At 46.7% G+C, this 17,857-nt stretch carries 18 protein-coding genes; 5 read left to right on the forward strand and 13 right to left on the reverse strand.

The features are described 5' to 3' along the window. Window positions 1–71: 71 nt before the first annotated feature. The 4 genes from gmhB to treC all read left to right on the forward strand — a co-directional run bounded on the left by gmhB (window position 72) and on the right by treC (window position 5,042). A complete protein-coding gene (gene gmhB / locus LZU85_RS12020) occupies window positions 72–710 on the forward strand; it encodes a D-glycero-beta-D-manno-heptose 1,7-bisphosphate 7-phosphatase (protein ID WP_324167031.1) in 639 nt (212 codons plus the stop codon). 38 nt (window positions 711–748) lie between these two features. After that, complete coding sequence (gene treR, locus LZU85_RS12025) at window positions 749–1,696, forward strand: trehalose operon repressor TreR (RefSeq protein WP_011078398.1); 948 nt, start codon at window positions 749–751, stop codon at window positions 1,694–1,696. Window positions 1,697–1,865: 169 nt separating this feature from the next. Next, window positions 1,866–3,290: a PTS trehalose transporter subunit IIBC gene (gene treB / locus LZU85_RS12030; protein ID WP_043920904.1), complete on the forward strand. Its 1,425-nt coding sequence runs from the start codon at window positions 1,866–1,868 to the stop codon at window positions 3,288–3,290. Window positions 3,291–3,356: 66 nt separating this feature from the next. Next, window positions 3,357–5,042: an alpha,alpha-phosphotrehalase gene (gene treC, locus LZU85_RS12035; RefSeq protein WP_237287169.1), complete on the forward strand. Its 1,686-nt coding sequence runs from the start codon at window positions 3,357–3,359 to the stop codon at window positions 5,040–5,042. Window positions 5,043–5,144: 102 nt separating this feature from the next. On the opposite strand, the gene LZU85_RS12040 is transcribed toward treC, so the two are convergent. Beyond that, complete coding sequence (locus LZU85_RS12040; protein ID WP_011078395.1) at window positions 5,145–5,744, reverse strand: YitT family protein; 600 nt, start codon at window positions 5,742–5,744, stop codon at window positions 5,145–5,147. 344 nt (window positions 5,745–6,088) lie between these two features. On the opposite strand from LZU85_RS12040, the gene glyA reads away from it, so the two are divergent. Continuing rightward, a complete protein-coding gene (gene glyA / locus LZU85_RS12045; RefSeq protein ID WP_176297982.1) occupies window positions 6,089–7,339 on the forward strand; it encodes a serine hydroxymethyltransferase in 1,251 nt (416 codons plus the stop codon). Between the two features lie 132 nt (window positions 7,340–7,471). On the opposite strand, the gene LZU85_RS12050 is transcribed toward glyA, so the two are convergent. From LZU85_RS12050 to LZU85_RS12105, 12 genes are all read right to left on the reverse strand, one after another. After that, complete coding sequence (locus LZU85_RS12050; protein ID WP_176297981.1) at window positions 7,472–7,807, reverse strand: hypothetical protein; 336 nt, start codon at window positions 7,805–7,807, stop codon at window positions 7,472–7,474. A 198-nt stretch (window positions 7,808–8,005) separates the two neighbouring features. Next, complete coding sequence (gene lipA, locus LZU85_RS12055; protein WP_011078392.1) at window positions 8,006–8,971, reverse strand: lipoyl synthase; 966 nt, start codon at window positions 8,969–8,971, stop codon at window positions 8,006–8,008. Further along, window positions 8,968–9,624, reverse strand: a complete 657-nt coding sequence (gene lipB / locus LZU85_RS12060) for a lipoyl(octanoyl) transferase LipB (RefSeq protein WP_176297980.1) — start codon at window positions 9,622–9,624, stop codon at window positions 8,968–8,970. Before lipB ends, lipA begins: the two co-directional genes overlap by 4 nt. 178 nt (window positions 9,625–9,802) lie before the next feature. Continuing rightward, window positions 9,803–10,081, reverse strand: a complete 279-nt coding sequence (gene ybeD / locus LZU85_RS12065; RefSeq protein WP_176297979.1) for a DUF493 family protein YbeD — start codon at window positions 10,079–10,081, stop codon at window positions 9,803–9,805. 122 nt (window positions 10,082–10,203) lie between these two features. Continuing rightward, the gene (locus tag LZU85_RS12070; protein ID WP_206636048.1) at window positions 10,204–11,385 is read right to left on the reverse strand and encodes a serine hydrolase; all 1,182 of its coding nucleotides are present in this window, start codon (window positions 11,383–11,385) and stop codon (window positions 10,204–10,206) included. 92 nt (window positions 11,386–11,477) lie between these two features. After that, window positions 11,478–12,272, reverse strand: a complete 795-nt coding sequence (locus LZU85_RS12075; protein ID WP_237287170.1) for a septal ring lytic transglycosylase RlpA family protein — start codon at window positions 12,270–12,272, stop codon at window positions 11,478–11,480. Continuing rightward, complete coding sequence (rodA, locus tag LZU85_RS12080; RefSeq protein ID WP_011078387.1) at window positions 12,272–13,393, reverse strand: rod shape-determining protein RodA; 1,122 nt, start codon at window positions 13,391–13,393, stop codon at window positions 12,272–12,274. Before rodA ends, LZU85_RS12075 begins: the two co-directional genes overlap by 1 nt. After that, entirely contained in the window at window positions 13,393–15,285 is a 1,893-nt protein-coding gene (mrdA, locus tag LZU85_RS12085; RefSeq protein ID WP_237287171.1) for a penicillin-binding protein 2, read from the reverse strand. Before mrdA ends, rodA begins: the two co-directional genes overlap by 1 nt. Window positions 15,286–15,315: 30 nt before the next feature. Further along, window positions 15,316–15,786: a 23S rRNA (pseudouridine(1915)-N(3))-methyltransferase RlmH gene (gene rlmH / locus LZU85_RS12090; protein WP_011078385.1), complete on the reverse strand. Its 471-nt coding sequence runs from the start codon at window positions 15,784–15,786 to the stop codon at window positions 15,316–15,318. A gap of 4 nt (window positions 15,787–15,790) precedes the next feature. After that, window positions 15,791–16,108 (reverse strand): ribosome silencing factor, encoded by a 318-nt coding sequence (gene rsfS / locus LZU85_RS12095; RefSeq protein ID WP_237287172.1) that lies wholly within the window; start codon window positions 16,106–16,108, stop codon window positions 15,791–15,793. Between the two features lie 56 nt (window positions 16,109–16,164). Then, window positions 16,165–17,190 (reverse strand): DNA polymerase III subunit delta, encoded by a 1,026-nt coding sequence (holA, locus tag LZU85_RS12100; protein ID WP_237287173.1) that lies wholly within the window; start codon window positions 17,188–17,190, stop codon window positions 16,165–16,167. Window positions 17,191–17,192: 2 nt separating this feature from the next. Continuing rightward, window positions 17,193–17,723, reverse strand: coding sequence for an LPS-assembly lipoprotein LptE (locus LZU85_RS12105; RefSeq protein WP_237287174.1), 531 nt, complete (start codon window positions 17,721–17,723; stop codon window positions 17,193–17,195). Between the last annotated feature and the right edge of the window lie 134 nt (window positions 17,724–17,857).

Consider the following 17,857-nt stretch of genomic DNA (forward strand, 5'->3'; position numbering starts at 1 on the left):
AGGCTAACGGATTTGCTATGAGTTAGTTGATATTCGTATATAGAGGGTGTTTTGACGATGTACCTCACGGCTTGGAAACTCGCAATGTAGCGCTTTTAAGGTATAATCTCGGCTTATATTCCTTTGTGACAGAGACAGATACTTTGGCAAAACCAGCTGTTTTTTTGGATCGTGATGGCGTGATTAACGTTGATCATGGTTACGTTCATGACGAGCACGACTTTGAATACATTGAAGGGGTGTTTGAGGCGACGAAGGCCCTCAAGGATATGGGGTATCTTTTGGTGTTGGTCACCAATCAGTCGGGGATTGCCCGCGGCAAATTTAGCGAAGATCGCTTCCTTTCTCTGACCCAATGGATGGATTGGAATTTTGCGGACAACGGCGTTGAGTTTGACGGCATTTATTACTGTCCGCACCATGCAGAACACGGTGTGGGGGATTACAAACAAGATTGTGATTGTCGCAAACCAAAACCTGGGATGTTTATCTCAGCGCGTGATTTCCTCAAAATCGATATGGCTCGCTCAGTGATGGTGGGTGACAAAGCCGAAGATATGATGGCTGCCGAAGCGGCAGGGGTTGCAACGAAGATTTTGGTACGCACTGGCAAACCTGTTACACAGCAGGGTGAGCAACTGGCAACCGTGGTGCTCGATAGCATCCGTGATGTGCCACTTTATGTAAAAGAACAAGTAAAAGGTCGCTAAGCGGCCTTTTTATTATTGAACGTCTTTCTTGGCCTATTATGAGCAAAAAGCTGACTATTCTCGATATTGCCCGTTTGTCTGGGGTCGGTAAATCGACCGTCTCGCGCGTGCTGACCAATGATCCCAAGGTAAAACCTGAAACCCGAGCGAAGGTAGAACAGGTGATACAAGATTCCGGTTATGTGCCTTCTAAATCCGCTCAATCGATGCGTGGCGGTAGCCAGAAGGTGGTTGGGGTAATTATCTCGCGTCTCGACTCTCCCTCAGAAAATCGTGCTGTCGGTAGTATGCTTAATGTGCTGTATCAAGCGGGATACGATGCGGTGATCATGGAGAGTCAGTTCGATCGCGAGAAAACCAACGAGCACTTAGAAGTGCTGCGTCGTCGCAATGTCGATGGCGTCATTGTGTTTGGCTTTACCGATATCGATCTACAAACCTTAGCCAGTTGGCAAGATCGAGCCGTGGTGATTGCCACGCCTGCGGAAGAGGTGTCTTCGATTAACTACGATAATCAGCGTGTGATTGAGCTGGCGTTAGAACACTTGCAATCTTTATCGCTGAGCCATATCGCTTATATCGGTGTGAATAAAGAAGATAAAACCACGGGCTGGTCGCGTTTAAATGCCTACTTGTCGTGGTGCCAAAAACACGATGTTGAAGCTCGTTATCAAACTGGCAAACTCAACCATGAGAGTGCTTATCACTTAGTTGATGAGGTGTTAGCGGAAAACACTCAAGCGATTGTCTGTGCGAGCGATACCTTGGCTTTGGGCGTCATCAAGCGACTTCAAGAACTGGGGCGCGAAGAGGTTTGTGTCACCGGTGTGGGTGGCAATGAGTTGCTCTCTTTTCTTTTTCCAAAGGTGTTCAGTGTCGATCCCGGTTACAAGCAAGCGGGAGAAAAGGCCGCTAAGATGCTGATTTCTCAGATGAATGGTGAGGAAGCTATCTCGCATATCACTCAGGCACCGATCCAAAACTAACCCTTTCATTTTTCTTGTTTTTCCGATCTAGACTGTGATCACTTTCAATTAATGGGACTGTTCCCATTTTGTTTATTTATAAAAACTGGCAATATTAAATCAAGAAATGGGAATGTTCCCATTGTCTAAAAACTATAATTGAGTAGATCAGAATAGGGTGGACAGAGTTATGAGTAAGATAGCGCGCAAGGACGTTGAACGTCTCATCGAGCTAGTCGGAGGAAGCGACAACATCGCCAGTGTCAGCCACTGTTTGACACGCCTTCGCTTTGTGTTGAACGACACGTCGGCCGCCGATGTTAAGCAAATCGAAACATTGTCGATGGTCAAAGGATGCTTTACCAACGCGGGTCAATTTCAAGTGGTGATTGGCACGGAAGTTGATGCTGTCTATAAAGTGTTGCTCGAGATTTCAGGTAAATCGGAAGCGAGCAAAGACGATGCGAAATTGGCGGCTCGTCAAAACATGAACATCATTGAGCGCGGAATCTCCCATCTTGCTGAAATTTTTGTCCCTCTGCTCCCTGCGATCATCACTGGTGGTTTAATCCTTGGTTTCCGTAATGTGATTGGTGACATCAAGATGTTTGATGGCCAGACATTGACGGAGATTAGCCAGTTTTGGGCAACGGTTCACTCCTTTTTATGGTTGATTGGCGAAGCGATTTTCTTCTTCCTACCGGTAGGGGTGTGCTGGTCTACCGTGAAGAAACTCGGCGGGACACCGATTTTGGGCATTACACTCGGTGTCACACTGGTTTCACCGCAGCTCATGAACGCCTACTTAATAGGTAAACAAGCCCCAGAAGTGTGGGACTTTGGCCTGTTTGTGATTGAAAAGGTCGGCTATCAAGCGCAGGTGATCCCAGCTATGTTGGCCGGTGTCGCGTTGGCTTTCATTGAAACTAACCTAAAACGTATCGTCCCTTCTTACCTCTACCTCGTAGTGGTGCCGTTTGTCTCGATCATCCTATCCGTTATTCTTGCTCATTCTTTGATTGGCCCGTTTGGCCGTGTGCTGGGTGATGGCGTGGCATTTGCGGCAAAAGCGGCCATGACGGGCGACTTTGCAGTGTTAGGGTCAATGATCTTTGGCTTCTTGTACGCACCACTTGTGATCACCGGTATTCACCATACAACCAACGCTGTGGATTTGCAGTTGATGCAAGAGATGGGTGGTACGCCAATTTGGCCGCTGATTGCGTTGTCAAATATTGCACAGGCGTCTGCCGTTGTTGGCATCATCATTATCAGTAAAAAACATGGCGAGCGTGACATCTCTGTGCCCGCTGCGATTTCAGCCTATTTAGGTGTGACTGAGCCTGCCATGTACGGCATCAACCTCAAGTACAAGTTCCCTATGCTGAGCGCGATGATTGGTAGTGCTGTCGCGGCCGCAATTTGTGGTGGTGCTGGTGTGATGGCAAATGGCATCGGGGTGGGCGGCCTACCTGGCATTCTCTCAATTCAACCACAATTTTGGGGAATTTACGCACTGGCGATGTTAACCGCCATTGTGCTGCCAGCAGCCCTCACTTTAGTGTTTTATAAGCGAGCAGAAGCCAAAGGCGAACTCGAACCGGTAAACGCATAATTTCATCGATTTGGAGTGGCGAATGGTCACTCCGCTTTGTTTCTCTTCGGTAAGTGAGTCTTTTCCATGACAACACGTAACACAGATGCTTATTGGTGGAAAACCGCCACTATCTATCAAATCTACCCAAAAAGTTTTTGCGACAGCGGGGCAAAGGGGACGGGTGATATTCAAGGCATCATCTCTAAGTTGGAATATTTGAAGCATCTCGGTATTGATGCAATCTGGCTGACGCCGGTTTACCAATCGCCGATGGTCGATAATGGATACGACATTTCGGATTACTACCGAATTAACCCTCAGTTTGGCACGATGGCGGATTTTGATGAATTGCTCGAGAAAGCGCATCAGCTCGGAATCCGTCTTATCATGGACATTGTGGTGAACCACACCTCGACCGAACACGCTTGGTTTCAATCGGCACTGGGTAACAAAAACAGTCCATATCGGGATTACTACATCTGGAAAGACCCGGTCGAAGGAAAGGTGCCCAATAATTGGCAGTCTAAGTTTGGTGGCAGCGCTTGGGCGCTGGATGAACAAACGGGCCAATATTATCTGCACCTTTTCGCCAAAGAGCAGGCCGATCTCAATTGGGAAAATCCCACGGTTCGTGAGGAAGTGAAAAATGTTATTCGTTTTTGGGCGGAAAAAGGCGTCGACGGATTTCGCCTGGACGTCATCAATCTGATTTCGAAGCAACAAGATTTTTGCGACGATGAGATAGGCGATGGGCGTCGTTTCTATACTGATGGACCGCGTGTGCACGACTATCTCCAAGAGATCAGTCAAGCCGTTTTCCAAAAGTATGGCAGTGTGACAGTGGGTGAGATGTCATCGACAACCTTAGAGCATTGTCAGCAGTACTCCTCACTTGATGGTAAAGAGCTTTCCATGGTGTTCAATTTCCATCACCTGAAAGTGGATTATCCAAATGGTGAAAAATGGACTAAGGCACCATTTGACTTTCTCCAGCTCAAACAGATTTTTAATCATTGGCAAACTGGCCTGAATGGGAAAGGGTGGGGAGCGCTCTTTTGGTGTAACCATGATCAGCCACGTATCGTGAGCCGTTTGGGCAACGATCAAGCGTATCGTGTTGAATCGGCAAAAATGTTGGCTGCCTCGGTTCATATGATGCAAGGCACGCCTTATGTTTATCAAGGCGAAGAAATTGGCATGACCAACCCAGGGTATACAGCGATTGAACAGTATCGTGATGTTGAAAGCACCAACATGTATCAGATCATGGTTGAGCAGCAAGGAATTGACCATGACGAAATGATGGCGATTTTGGCACAAAAGTCTCGTGATAATTCACGCACCCCAATGCAGTGGTCAGAAGAAAAACACGCAGGATTTACGCAAGGAGAACCGTGGTTAGCGGTGGCGAGTAACTACCCGAAGATCAACGCGGAAGCGGCGGTGGCGGATCTCAATTCGGTGTTCTATTTCTATAAGCGATTGATTGAACTTCGTAAAGAAGTGCCAGTGATCACCCAAGGTGATTATCAAGACTTATTACCCGAGCATCAGAGTGTGTTTGCCTATACGCGGACCAGTTCGGCTCAGCAACTGGTGTGCATCAATAACTACTACGGGGAAGATGTGGAGTGTGTATTGCCATTGGATCTCGACATGCGTAAAGCGAAATGTTTGCTGTCTAACTACCAAAATCAACCGAGTGCCATGGCTTCGCATCACCAAGTGCTCAAACCTTACGAGACTCGTATTCTCTTGATTGAACGTTAAGTTTGTTGTTCGTTATAAAGAACGCTAACGGCACGCCCCTAATACGTTCAAAGGCTTTGGAGGATCCAAAGCCTTTTTTTTTTGTTGCAGGGGTAAAACAGATTACTGATAACGAACCGAGTATCGATGCGGCTTATGATTCATCGCGAGTACTAGATTCAACGCAAAAGCGCCAAGAATCGACAGTGCGATCGTGGTCGGGCTGACAAAGAAAAAGGAAGCAAATAGGATGGTTGCATCAATTGCCATCTGCGATTTGCCCACTGAAACACCAAACTTATCTTGGATGTAGAGGCAAAGCACGTTAAAGCCCCCCAAGCTGGAACGATGACGAAATAGGATAAGCATTCCGAGACCCATTAACAGCCCACCCGCAATCGCGCAGTAAACTTCATTGATATGCTCAACAGAGATTACTAAATATAGGTTATCGGCAAAAATCGAGACTAAACCACCAGAAATGGCACTATTAAAAGCAAAGCGACGGCCATAGCGTTTCCAAGCCAATAAATAGAAAGGGCAATTTGCCAAAAAATACAACATTCCAAAAGTGAATGGAGTAAACTGAGTCACTAATAGAGCAAGCCCAGTTGTCCCGCCCGTCAGTAGATTGGCTGATTGCAGAAAAAAGACGCCTTGGGCGACGAGGAAGGTGCCGGTCAATATGGCGATCCAGTCTTCTCTACGTGAGTGTTTTTCCATCAGTGGTTAAATTTCATTTGCGATTAAGGGCGTGCATAGTAGTAAAAAGCTGATCTTTTTGGTAGCTAGCGGGTTAAAATTAGGGTAAACCTATGTAATTGTTGTTTTACAGGTGTGAAACGCAAAATTGACACTTTAGATTGCATTTTCGCTTAAGGATAAAGCCAAGATGAAATCTTTCACATGTCATCATGAAGAAACTGCATAGAGAAAAGTGAATTTTCTCTTTATGACCTGGATCAAATTATGTAGAATGCGCGCCATTATGGTGACGAAAACGTTTGCGTTGGGTCATTAACCAGTTTTTTTGCAACTTTCAGTCAAATCTGAGTCAGGAGATACAGATGCTTAAGCGTGATATGAATATCGCTGATTACGATGCGGAGCTATTCGCAGCTATCCAGGAAGAAACTCTTCGCCAGGAAGAACACATCGAGCTGATCGCTTCAGAAAACTACACAAGTCCACGTGTAATGGAAGCTCAAGGCTCTCAGCTAACCAATAAGTATGCTGAAGGCTACCCAGGCAAGCGTTACTACGGTGGTTGTGAGTACGTTGATAAAGCGGAATCGCTCGCGATTGATCGTGCATGTAAACTGTTTGGTTGTGAGTACGCGAACGTTCAGCCACACTCTGGCTCTCAAGCTAACAGCGCGGTTTACATGGCACTGCTTAACCCAGGCGATACAGTTCTAGGTATGAGCCTAGCGCACGGTGGTCACCTGACTCACGGTTCTCCTGTAAACTTCTCTGGTAAGCACTACAACGTTATCCCTTACGGTATCGATGAAGCTGGCCAAATTAACTACGACGAGATGGAAGCACTTGCGCTAGAGCACAAGCCTAAGATGATCATCGGTGGTTTCTCAGCTTACTCTCAAATCGTTGATTGGAAGCGCATGCGTGAAATCGCGGATAAAGTTGACGCTTACCTATTTGTCGATATGGCGCACGTTGCGGGTCTTATCGCAGCAGGTGAATACCCAACACCTGTGCCACACGCACACGTAGTAACGACAACGACGCACAAAACGCTAGCAGGTCCACGTGGTGGTCTTATCCTGTCAAACGCTGGCGAAGACATGTACAAGAAACTGAACTCAGCCGTTTTCCCTGGCGGTCAAGGTGGTCCTCTGATGCACGTTATCGCGGGTAAAGCAGTAGCGTTCAAAGAAGCGATGGAACCTGAGTTTAAAGCTTACCAAGCGCGCGTAGTGAAAAATGCAAAAGCGATGGTGGCTCAGTTCCAAGAGCGCGGTTACAAAATCGTATCTAACGGTACAGAAAACCACCTGTTCCTTGTTGACCTTATCGACAAAGACATTACGGGTAAAGATGCGGATGCGGCACTAGGCGCAGCAAACATCACGGTAAACAAGAACTCAGTACCAAACGACCCTCGTAGCCCATTTGTCACTTCGGGTATTCGTGTTGGTACGCCTGCGATCACTCGCCGTGGCTTTACTGAAGCGGACGCGAAAGAGCTAGCAAACTGGATGTGTGACGTACTAGACAACATCGGCAATGAAGCGGTTATCGAAGCGACGAAACAGAAAGTCCTAGAAATTTGTAAGCGTCTACCTGTTTACGCATAAGATTTTTGCTATTTGATCATCAAAAAGGCTTCCGGATGGAAGCCTTTTCATTTCTTATATTTCTTAGTCGAAACAGCAAATGGAATAAGAAAAGTCACCATTCAACCAAGAGTGTTTGAGTGGCGGTAGCTATTACTTGTCTTTAGAAATGCTTAATAGCGAACCTGATTTACATTGAAATGAGTAATAGCTGCTGGTTTCGCTAAACTTGCCTAAGCCTTCGCCATCACAGTAATCGATATTGATATCACGCATCACATTCAATGTCTCTTCACTGTTTAGCGCAAACTTCGCACCATCAGCGCATACGATGCGGACACGCCCGTCTTTACTAACTGAGTAAAGTTTTACTTCGGTATTGCAGAGTTCAAAGGATGCTTCGCGGTAGTTATCTTGTGCAGTGTTTTGTTGGGCACAACCTGCCAAAAGAGCCGATGCGAATAGGGCGATAAAACCTAATTTGTTCATCTAATCAATCCTACTTTTTGAAAATTAAGAATGCCATACGCAATGCGATGGATATACGTTTGCATCAAGCCTATAGAATTGACCTATGGATGACAAGCAATTCATGTCCTGAAGGCAGGGTCGACAAAGATTTAAGACAAATAAAAAGCTGGTTATCAACACCAGCTTTTGTTTTTCGAGGCGAACTGTGATTTTGGCTTATTTGACTTCTAAGCCTTGCGCCTGCATATCGGCATGATAAGACGAACGTACAAATGGGCCACATGCGGCATGAGTGAAACCAAGTTCCAGCGCAATCTCTTTAAGCTCATCAAATTCTGCTGGTGGAACGTAACGCTCTACTGGAAGATGGTGGCGACTTGGCGCAAGGTATTGGCCGAGTGTCAGCATGGTTACACCATGCGCACGAAGATCTTTGAGCACTTCAACGATCTCTTCTTTGGTTTCACCTAAGCCCATCATAAGACCCGATTTGGTTGGGACGTCAGGATGTTGCTCTTTGAATTTCTTCAGAAGATCCAATGACCATTGGTAGTTTGCCCCTGGACGTACCTTACGGTACAGGCGTGGTGCCGTTTCCAAGTTGTGGTTGAACACGTCTGGCGGGTTATCTTTTAGTGCTTCTAGCGCCACATCCATACGACCACGGAAGTCAGGAACCAATGTTTCGATACGAATATGTGGGCTTTGAGCGCGAATTTCGCGGTTACAATCGGCAAAATGTTTTGCCCCTCCATCACGCAGATCGTCACGGTCCACAGAAGTAATCACCACGTACTTGAGCTTCATGTCGGCAATGGTTTTTGCTAGCTTAGTCGGTTCTTCCGCTTCCGGTGGAAGTGGTCGGCCATGGGCAACATCACAGAATGGGCAACGGCGAGTACAGATAGCACCTAGAATCATAAAGGTTGCCGTACCGTGGTTAAAGCACTCCGCCAAGTTTGGACAAGAAGCCTCTTCGCAAACCGAGTGCAGATTATTTTTACGCATAGCGGATTTAATATCTTGAATGCGTTGGCTATCTGCAGGCAACTTGATCTTCATCCAATCAGGCTTGCGTAGGACCTCTTTTTGCTCTGTCGGCATGTTCTTGACGGGAATCAGAGCCATTTTGTCGGCGTCACGGTATTTAACGCCTTTTTCCATCTGGATTGGTTTACTCATGCTTCTCTTACTTCTGCTTCTGTGCTGAATTCAACTTGCTCATAACCAAGCAAATTTACCAGTTCTTTGACTAATTGTTGCTCTACGAGAGCGATGTCCGTGGGGCCACCAAGCTCACTCACCTGAACCATCTCCATGCCTTGATAACCACATGGGTTAATTCTCAAGAAAGGGGAAAGGTCCATATTTACGTTGAGTGCGAGCCCGTGGAAAGAACATCCTTTACGGATGCGCAGACCTAACGAACATATCTTGCTACCCTCGACGTAAACGCCGGGTGCATCCGGTCTGGCTGCGGAGTCGATATTGTATGCTTTAAGCGTATTGATTACGAGGTTCTCTATCGTCGTGACGAGATCTCGCACACCCAATTTTTTGCGACGTAGGTTGATGAGGAAGTAAGCTACCAGTTGACCGGGTCCATGATAAGTCACTTGCCCTCCACGATCGCTTTGCACAACAGGAATATCACCGGTATTGAGTAGGTGTTCTGCTTTACCCGCTTGGCCTTGGGTAAAAACGGGGTTGTGTTCAACCAACCACACTTCATCCGGTGTTTCCTCGTTGCGTGTATCAGTAAATTCATGCATTGCTTGCCATACTGGCAGGTAATCTCGACGGCCAAGTCGTTTTACAACTAATTGGTTTTGCATGATATTTCCTGTTATCGCTTAGTAAAGTTTTTGCATTATAAACCTGTTCACGGTTGGGAACTATATTTGTTTCACAACTATTTAACGCGTTGGGTCGTGCTTAGGTTTTTATCTATCTGATAAATATAAAGAAAGCAGCCATAAGCTGCTTTCAAAAAAAATTTAATTTATCAAAAAATCATAGAACCATGCGTACAATGTCAATTTCGCCGAGCTCTTTGTACAGCGTTTCAACCTGCTCGATAGAGGTGGCAGTGATGTTGATAGAAACCGAGTGATAGTTACCTTTGGCACTTGGTTTGACCGCTGGGCTGTAGTCTCCAGGAGCATGGCGCTGAATGACTGCCAGCACTTTCTCTGGTAGTTCAGGTTTTGCGTAACCCATCACCTTGTATGTAAATGAACAAGGGAACTCAAGAAGATCTTTCAGTTTGGCATCAGAGTTGATGTTGAGCATTGAGGATAACTCCAGTTAGATATTCGGTTATGCGGGGCGCAATAGTAACGTCTGTTTTATGCGAACTCAAGTACAACAAAGCCGCCGAATCGGCGGCTTTGGGCTAACAGTCTGTTTTGAAATTAGAACAGGCTCTTAAATAGCAGTACGAGGTAATCCCAAAGACGGCTGAATAGGCTGCCTTCATCAACAGATTCAAGAGCCAGTAATGGGTATTGCGCTACATCTTCACCATCGACTTGGTAGTAAAGTTTGCCTACCACATCGCCTTTCTTAATTGGTGCTTGAAGCTCTTTTTCAAGTACAAAGCTGGCGGTGAGGTTTTTCGCTTGACCACGAGGTAGTGTGACGTAAGTGTCTTCGTTAACACCCAGTGCTAGGGTGTCTTTGTTACCCATCCAGATTTTTTCTTCGACGAAAGTTTCACCGGCTTTGTGCGGCGCAACGGTTTCGAAGAAGCGGAAGCCGTAACTCAGAAGTTTCTTGCTTTCTGACTTACGTGCGTTCATGTCTTTGGTGCCCATGACGACAGCGATAAGACGCATTTTACCTTCAGTAGCAGAGCTCACTAGGCTGTAACCTGCATTGCTTGTGTGGCCCGTTTTGATGCCATCCACATTCATGCTTTTATCCCACAGTAGACCGTTACGGTTGTACTGAGTAATGCCGTTGTAAGTAAATTTTTGCTCTGAGTAGATACGGTATTCATCCGGCACATCACGGATCAATGCTTGACCAAGGAGCGCCATGTCGTACGGCGTTGAGTATAGGTTGGCGTTATCCAAACCATGTACGTTGGCAAAATGCGTGTTGGTCATGCCAATAGAACTTGCCCATGCGTTCATGAGATCAACAAACGCATCTTCTGACCCCGCAATGTGTTCAGCCATGGCCACACAAGCGTCGTTACCTGACTGAACGATAATACCGCGGTTAAGATCTTTCACTTTTACCGTGGTGCCCACTTCGATAAACATCTTTGAAGAGTCTGGGAAATTTTTTGCCCACGCATTCTTACTAATAACAACGTCATCTTCTAGGCCGATGTTACCGCGCTCTAACTCTTGGCCAATCACGTAGCTGGTCATCATTTTGGTCAAGCTGGCTGGAGAGAGCTTAGTGTTCATCTCTTTCTCTGCCAATACTTTGCCTGAATGGTAGTCCATTAGAACAAAACCTTTAGCTGCGATTTGTGGCGCGTCAGGCACCACAACTGGAGCAGCAGAAACTGAGTAAGCCAGCGTTGCAGAAAGTGCAAGGGAAGAAACGAGAGTGGATTTCACAATTTTTGTTGTTTTGTTCATGGTAATTCAATTTTTTTGGTTAATTGTCCATATCTTAACAGATTCGCACTGTAAGTCAGAGCGTCTAACACTAGAAAGTGTCGTGTCAGTTGTCAACGAGTTATGGCGCGCTTTCTGATGAAGGCGCTTTCATGACCCGCCAACTTAACCTGATCCAAGATCTGTTGCGTCAGCGTAAAGTCAGTAAATGGCCCCAACATGAGACGATGTGTATCGTCGGTGCTTTCTAAGAAAGAGTCTACATTCAGGCTTTGACCAAGATCTTGTCCTAAAGTTCTCGCTCGTTCGGCAGATTTTGAACTTAATACTTGAATGAGATATTTGGGATGATTTTCCAGCGCTTTGGCATCGGTTGGCGGTTCAAAGTTCAATACTTCAATTTCCACGTTGGCGGTGCCCGTTTTTAGTACATCCAACTTGTAAGCGGCGGCGTAGCTCAGGTCAATGATACGTCCTTCGTGGAAAGGACCACGATCGTTCACCCGCACAATGGTGCTTTTGCCATTGTCTTTGTTGGTCACCTTCACGTAACTTGGCAATGGCAAGGTTTTATGTGCTGCGGTCATCGAGTACATATCGTAGATTTCACCATTTGAGGTGAGATGGCCTTGGAATTTTTTACCGTACCAAGAGGCAATGCCAGACTCTTTAAACCCTTTTACATCGCGCACAATTTTGTAGTCTTGACCGCGCAAAGTGTAATCTTTGTTTCCACCTAAGCTGTATGGCTCATAACGTGGGTGGGCATCTTCGATATGCTCGACGGAAATCGGTTGGTCAGGAGCAACATCTGACTCTAGGCTATAGCGCCCCTCAGGTTTAGAGCTACAGCCCGCTAAAAGCGACACGCCGCAAAGTAAACTGAAGATAACAATCGATTTATTCATTAATTTGCCTTTGAGAATGCTTTACGGTGAGTATGGATAGACATCAGAATACCGAAGCCCGCCATCAAGGTCACCATGGAAGTACCGCCATAACTGATGAGTGGCAGTGGTACCCCCACAACGGGCAAGATACCGCTGACCATGCCGATGTTAACAAAGATGTAAACGAAAAAGCTCAACACAACACTGCCTGCCATCATACGGCCAAACGCCGTTTGTGCTTGAGACGCTAAGTAAAGCCCACGACCGATGATGAATAGGTACAGCGAAAGCAGCAGTAAGAAGCCAATCATGCCCCATTCTTCGGCGATCACCGCAAAGATGAAGTCGGTATGTCGCTCAGGAAGAAATTCGAGTTGAGACTGTGTCCCTTGCAGCCAGCCCTTACCAGATATGCCGCCAGAACCGATGGCGATTTTACTCTGAATAATATGATAGCCCGCACCAAGAGGATCTGACTCAGGATTAAAAAGGGTTCTGACACGCACTTTCTGATACTCGCGCATCAAGAAGAACCACAAAATTGGGATAAATGCGGCTAACGCCACCGCTGCCGCACCAATAATGCGCCAGCTGATCCCCGCTAAGAAGATAACGAAAATACCCGAGGCCGCAATCAGAATCGAAGTGCCGAGGTCAGGTTGTTTGGCGATCAAAATGGTCGGAATGAACACCATCACCAATGCGATACACAAGGTTTGGAAGGTGGGAGGCAGCGGCCGTTTACCAATGAAGCGCGCCACCATTAATGGTACCGCCAGTTTAAGCAGCTCTGAGGGCTGAAAGCGGACGAAACCAAGATTCAACCAGCGTTGAGCTCCTTTTGACGCTTCACCGAAAAAGAGTACGCCAAGAAGAAGGATTACGCCGCCAACAAACATTAAAGGGGCTAACGATTCGTAGGTGCGTGGTGAAATTTGCGCTAACACGAGCATCACCACGATAGAGAGTGCCATGCGCATTGCTTGGCGATCCATCATCGCCAAGCTTTGCCCGCTGGCACTGTACATCACAACTAAGCCAAACCCCATCAGGGCCAAAATGCCTAGAAGAAGTGGCAGGTCGATATGAAATCGCTCAAACAGAGCGCGATTCTTTCCGGTTGCTGGATCGAGTTTCATCAGTGTTTGGCCTCGTCACTGTCTTTATCGAGTAACACTTTATCAAAAATACGTCTTGCGACAGGAGCACCATTGGAGGAGCCGCCGCCCGCGTTTTCTAACACTATAGTGACGATGATTTTAGGATCGTCAAATGGCGCGAAGCCAGTAAAGAGAGCGTGGTCGCGTAAGTGCTCGGCCAGCTCATCGGCGTTGTATTCTTGGTCTTCTGCTAAGCCAAAAACCTGCGCTGTGCCTGATTTACCTGCGGTCATGTAAGGCATACCGGTAAATGAGCGTCGCGCGGTGCCTTTCTTGCCATGGTTAACCAAGCGCATCCCTTCTTTGGCGAGGTTCCAGTATTTGTCTGGTACGTTTTGAATGGGGGGATAAGTGACGTAATCAGAGAGCTTTCGGCTGTCAAACGCTTCACCGTTTTCAATCGTCGCACGCAATAAGTGCGGTGCGGTCACGTTTCCTTCGTTAACTAATACAGAAGTGGCTTTCGCAAGTTGCATTGGTGTTGCTGTCCAGTAACCTTGGCCAATACCAACGGGAATGGTGTCGCCTTTGTACCAAGGTGTTTTATGACGAGACATTTTCCAATCGCGTGTTGGCATATTGGCCTTGCTTTCTTCAAAGATATCGATGCCAGTGTAGTCACCAAAACCAAACATACTCATCCAATTGGAAAGACGATCAATGCCTAAGTCGTAAGCGATTTGGTAGAAAAAGGTATCAACCGATTCTTCAATGGATTGCACCAAGTTCACTCGACCATGTCCCCAACGCAGCCAGTCACGGAAGGGACGTGTATCGGAGTTGGGGATGCGCCAATAACCAGGATCGTTTCTGGTTGTGTTTGGTGTTACCACACCTTCTTGCAATGCAGAGACGGCGATAAAGGGTTTGACGGTCGAAGCGGGGGGGTAAATTCCCAGCGTCGAACGGTTTACCAACGGGCGGTTTTTGTCGTTAAGAAGATCGCTGTAACCTTTGCCTGAAATACCGTGGACGAACGCATTGGGGTCATAACTTGGGCTGGATACCATGGCCAAAATGCCATTGTCTTTCGGATCCAGTACGATCGCACTGCCTCGTCTACCGTCGAGCAGTTGATGAACATAGGTTTGCAGTTTGATATCAATGTTCAACACAATATCTTTGCCAGGCACTGGCGGAACAAATTTGAGGGTGCGGATGACTCGCCCACGGCTGTTGACCTCGACTTCTTGGTAGCCTGCCGTTCCGTGGAGCATGTCTTCGTAAAACTTCTCAATGCCAAGCTTGCCGATGTCGCGTGTTGCTTGATAGTTGGCTTCTTTACCTTCATCACTCAGCCGTTGCATGTCTCGGTCGTTGATGCGTGATACGTAGCCAATCACATGAGTGAGAATTTCGCCATAAGGGTAGTAGCGTTTCAATGTGCCAGACACTTCGACGCCAGGAAAACGGTATTGGTTCACGGAGAATACCGCGACTTGTTTTTCTGTGAGTTGACTGAGAATCGGGACCGATTTGAAGCGACGCGTGCGTTTTCGCTCGCGATGGAAACGTTCGATTTGTTCTGGCGTGATTTCAAACAGGGTTTGCAACTGAGCAATTGTCGCATCCATGTTTTTGACTTTTTCCGGTGTGATTTCCAAGTCAAAAACCGGTCTGTTTTCCGCTAATAACACGCCGTTGCGATCATAAATCAAGCCACGATTTGGTGCGATGGGCACCACTTTAATGCGGTTGTCATTCGAGCGGGTTTTGTAATCTTGATACTGGTTGACCTGAATGTTGTATAAGTTGGTCACCAGAACGCCCATTAAGGCGACGATACCGAAAAAAGCCACAAGAGCACGATTGGCAAACAACCGTGCTTCGGCTTGGTAATCTCGTATCGTGGTTCGGCGTTTTCTCATCATTAACGCAGCGTCTCACTCATTGGGCTGAACTTATTCTCGGTGATAAGGGTGATTTGTGGTGATACTCCACGCACGATATAAACTCTCGGCCATCACAATGCGCACTAACGGGTGAGGTAAGGTGAGCGCTGAAAGAGACCAACTTTGTTCCGCAGCGGCTTTGCATGCGGGTGCTAATCCTTCTGGGCCACCAATCAAGATCGAGACATCTCGACCATCCAGTTTCCACGCTTCAAGCTGTTGCGCCAACTCTGGGGTATCCCATTTCTTTCCTGGGATATCGAGTGTGACAATGCGATTGCCTTTGGGAATGGCGGCTAACATCGCTTCGCCTTCTTTTTGCAAAATGCGTGCGATATCTGCGTTTTTGCCTCGTTTACCGGCCGTGATTTCGATGAGCTCTAGTGGCATATCGTGTGGGAAACGACGGCGATATTCTTGAAAACCTTCTTCAACCCACTTTGGCATTTTTGTGCCAACGGCGATCAACTGAATTTTCAAACCATTAACCCCAAAGTTTTTCGAGTTGGTATAGCTGGCGGTGTTCGTCTTGCATTACATGTAGCATCGCATCACCCATATCCAGTACGACCCACTCACCTTCGTTTTCACCTTCCATGCCCAGTGGCTGAAGGCCTATTTTTTTTACTTCATCAGCAACGTGATCAGCAATTGATGCAACATGACGTTTCGATGTGCCAGTGCAGATAATCATGTAATCAGTGACACTGGATTTGCCTTCTACGTTAAGAATGACAATATTTTCTGCTTTCATATCGTCGGCTTTATCAGCCAAAAAGTCTTTTAGTTCTTCGCGAAGCACGAATATTTCCTCGGTGTTGTTCTCTGTTTTACATGCGCGCGCAATATAGCACGCTTTTAACTTTTAAAAGCTAACTCTACGTCAGGGAGAGACATCTCGATGCTTAGTTGCTGCAGAATTGGCCATACTGGTTGCTCATACTGCGTTTTGGCCAGAATCTCTGCCTTCGCAAGCAATGTGAGTAGTTGTCTTAGCTTAGTGCTCTTGAGTCGAGTTAAAGCCGCAGTGTAGAGCGGTTTCTTGTTTTGCCAAATTCGGTGCTTTTCGAACACTTGCATCATAGAGCTTTGCTGCAGTTGTTGCTGCATTTGTAATAGCAATAGCAGCTCTTTTTGCAATGAGCGCAACAAAATAATTGCTTCAATCTCTTCTGCTTCAAGTTGGCGCAAGATTTTTTGGCAGCGGTTGGCTTTCCCTTCTAATAGTGCGTCAATCCAGTGAAAAACAGTAAAGTGATTATGTCGACTGAGGGATTCCTCCAAACGAATCAAATTGAGTTCGCCGTCTGGATAGAGCAGTGCCAATTTCTCCAGGCTTTGAGAAAGGGCAAAAAGATTTCCTTCATGCCATTGCGCGAGCATTTGTACCGCTTGTTGGTCTGGTTTTAAATTCAGTAGACGGCAGCGATTTAATACAAACTGTGGCAGGCGTTGATTGTCGGGTGTTAGACAACTGATCCAGTGACCTTGCTGGCTCAATGTTTTGAACCATTTTGCGTTTTCTTGCGCTTTGGTGAGTTTGCTACCAATGATAACTAACATAATATCGGTATGCAGCATCTGAGCGACAGAAAGCAGCTCATTGGCGATAGATGCATTGACGCCGCTTTCTGGCAGTTCAAGTTCAATCAGTTGTCGGCTGGAAAACAGACTCAGAGCTTGGCAACAGTCGTAAACCTCATTCCAGTTCAAGCTTGTATCAACGGCAAAGCGATGACGCTCTTCGAAACCTTGTTGAAAGGCCGCTTTTTGGATCGCGGTTCGGCTTTCTTGTATTAACAAGGGCTCGTTGCCAAAGATTAAGTAAACGGGTTTTAGGTCTTTCGTCAGTTGCTGAGCAAGGTTATCGGCAAAAATTCGCATAATTACTGATTAGCCGATGGTTGGTCTTCATTCTCGTATTCTGCGCGCAGACGCCCCATCTGGCGCATCATTTGACTGGCCGCTTGTTTGCGCATTTCATCTTCGATCACTTCACGTTCCACCGACTTAGCCAGTGCGGTAAGTGGGTTATCAAGGTAGTTGCGATTGACGCGAGTTTTAAAGTCTTTGCTGCCCAAGTCTGGCACGGTAACGCGGTAGTTCACCACATAAGTCAGCTCTTTTTCCGCTGCGCGGCTGTTTTGATAGAGCGATAACGTACGCTCTTCAATGCTCTCGCCAATCAAATATAGGTTTGGAACCGTTTCGGCTGGAGCGACGAGATTGACTTTATTTAAAAGCAGTTGTGAGCGGACTGCGCGTGCTAACGGGCTGTATTCATCATAACTGGTAAAAGAGAGCGTACTCAGCTCTTCTGGAACAGAGTATTCACCTCGGAGATGGAAACCACATGCCGATAGCATGGTGGAGAAGGCGAGAATGAACGAGATTTTAAACACAGACGTAAAACGCATGGAGATGCTCTTCTTTATTTACAAAAGTCGGTTAGTAATGGCCCGATGATTAGACTTATCTAAAACCACGGACAAGCCATGATTTTAGATAAGTAGGGTAAAATGCTTACCCCTACTTGGACCCAAATGAGGCG

The sequence above is a fragment of the Vibrio floridensis genome (assembly GCF_021852965.1).
Taxonomy (GTDB): domain Bacteria; phylum Pseudomonadota; class Gammaproteobacteria; order Enterobacterales; family Vibrionaceae; genus Vibrio; species Vibrio floridensis.

Excerpts from the sequence above, each read along its gene's own strand:
- lipB (WP_176297980.1), bottom strand. The coding sequence starts at position 9,624 with ATGCAAAACCAATTAGTTGTAAAACGACTTGGCCGTCGAGATTACCTG.
- glyA (WP_176297982.1), top strand. The coding sequence starts at position 6,089 with ATGCTTAAGCGTGATATGAATATCGCTGATTACGATGCGGAGCTATTC.
- LZU85_RS12040 (WP_011078395.1), bottom strand. The coding sequence starts at position 5,744 with ATGGAAAAACACTCACGTAGAGAAGACTGGATCGCCATATTGACCGGC.
- lipA (WP_011078392.1), bottom strand. The coding sequence starts at position 8,971 with ATGAGTAAACCAATCCAGATGGAAAAAGGCGTTAAATACCGTGACGCC.
- treR (WP_011078398.1), top strand. The coding sequence starts at position 749 with ATGAGCAAAAAGCTGACTATTCTCGATATTGCCCGTTTGTCTGGGGTC.
- LZU85_RS12050 (WP_176297981.1), bottom strand. The coding sequence starts at position 7,807 with ATGAACAAATTAGGTTTTATCGCCCTATTCGCATCGGCTCTTTTGGCA.
- LZU85_RS12105 (WP_237287174.1), bottom strand. The coding sequence starts at position 17,723 with ATGCGTTTTACGTCTGTGTTTAAAATCTCGTTCATTCTCGCCTTCTCC.
- rodA (WP_011078387.1), bottom strand. The coding sequence starts at position 13,393 with ATGAAACTCGATCCAGCAACCGGAAAGAATCGCGCTCTGTTTGAGCGA.
- holA (WP_237287173.1), bottom strand. The coding sequence starts at position 17,190 with ATGCGAATTTTTGCCGATAACCTTGCTCAGCAACTGACGAAAGACCTA.
- mrdA (WP_237287171.1), bottom strand. The coding sequence starts at position 15,285 with ATGATGAGAAAACGCCGAACCACGATACGAGATTACCAAGCCGAAGCA.
- ybeD (WP_176297979.1), bottom strand. The coding sequence starts at position 10,081 with ATGCTCAACATCAACTCTGATGCCAAACTGAAAGATCTTCTTGAGTTC.
- LZU85_RS12070 (WP_206636048.1), bottom strand. The coding sequence starts at position 11,385 with ATGAACAAAACAACAAAAATTGTGAAATCCACTCTCGTTTCTTCCCTT.
- treC (WP_237287169.1), top strand. The coding sequence starts at position 3,357 with ATGACAACACGTAACACAGATGCTTATTGGTGGAAAACCGCCACTATC.
- LZU85_RS12075 (WP_237287170.1), bottom strand. The coding sequence starts at position 12,272 with ATGAATAAATCGATTGTTATCTTCAGTTTACTTTGCGGCGTGTCGCTT.
- treB (WP_043920904.1), top strand. The coding sequence starts at position 1,866 with ATGAGTAAGATAGCGCGCAAGGACGTTGAACGTCTCATCGAGCTAGTC.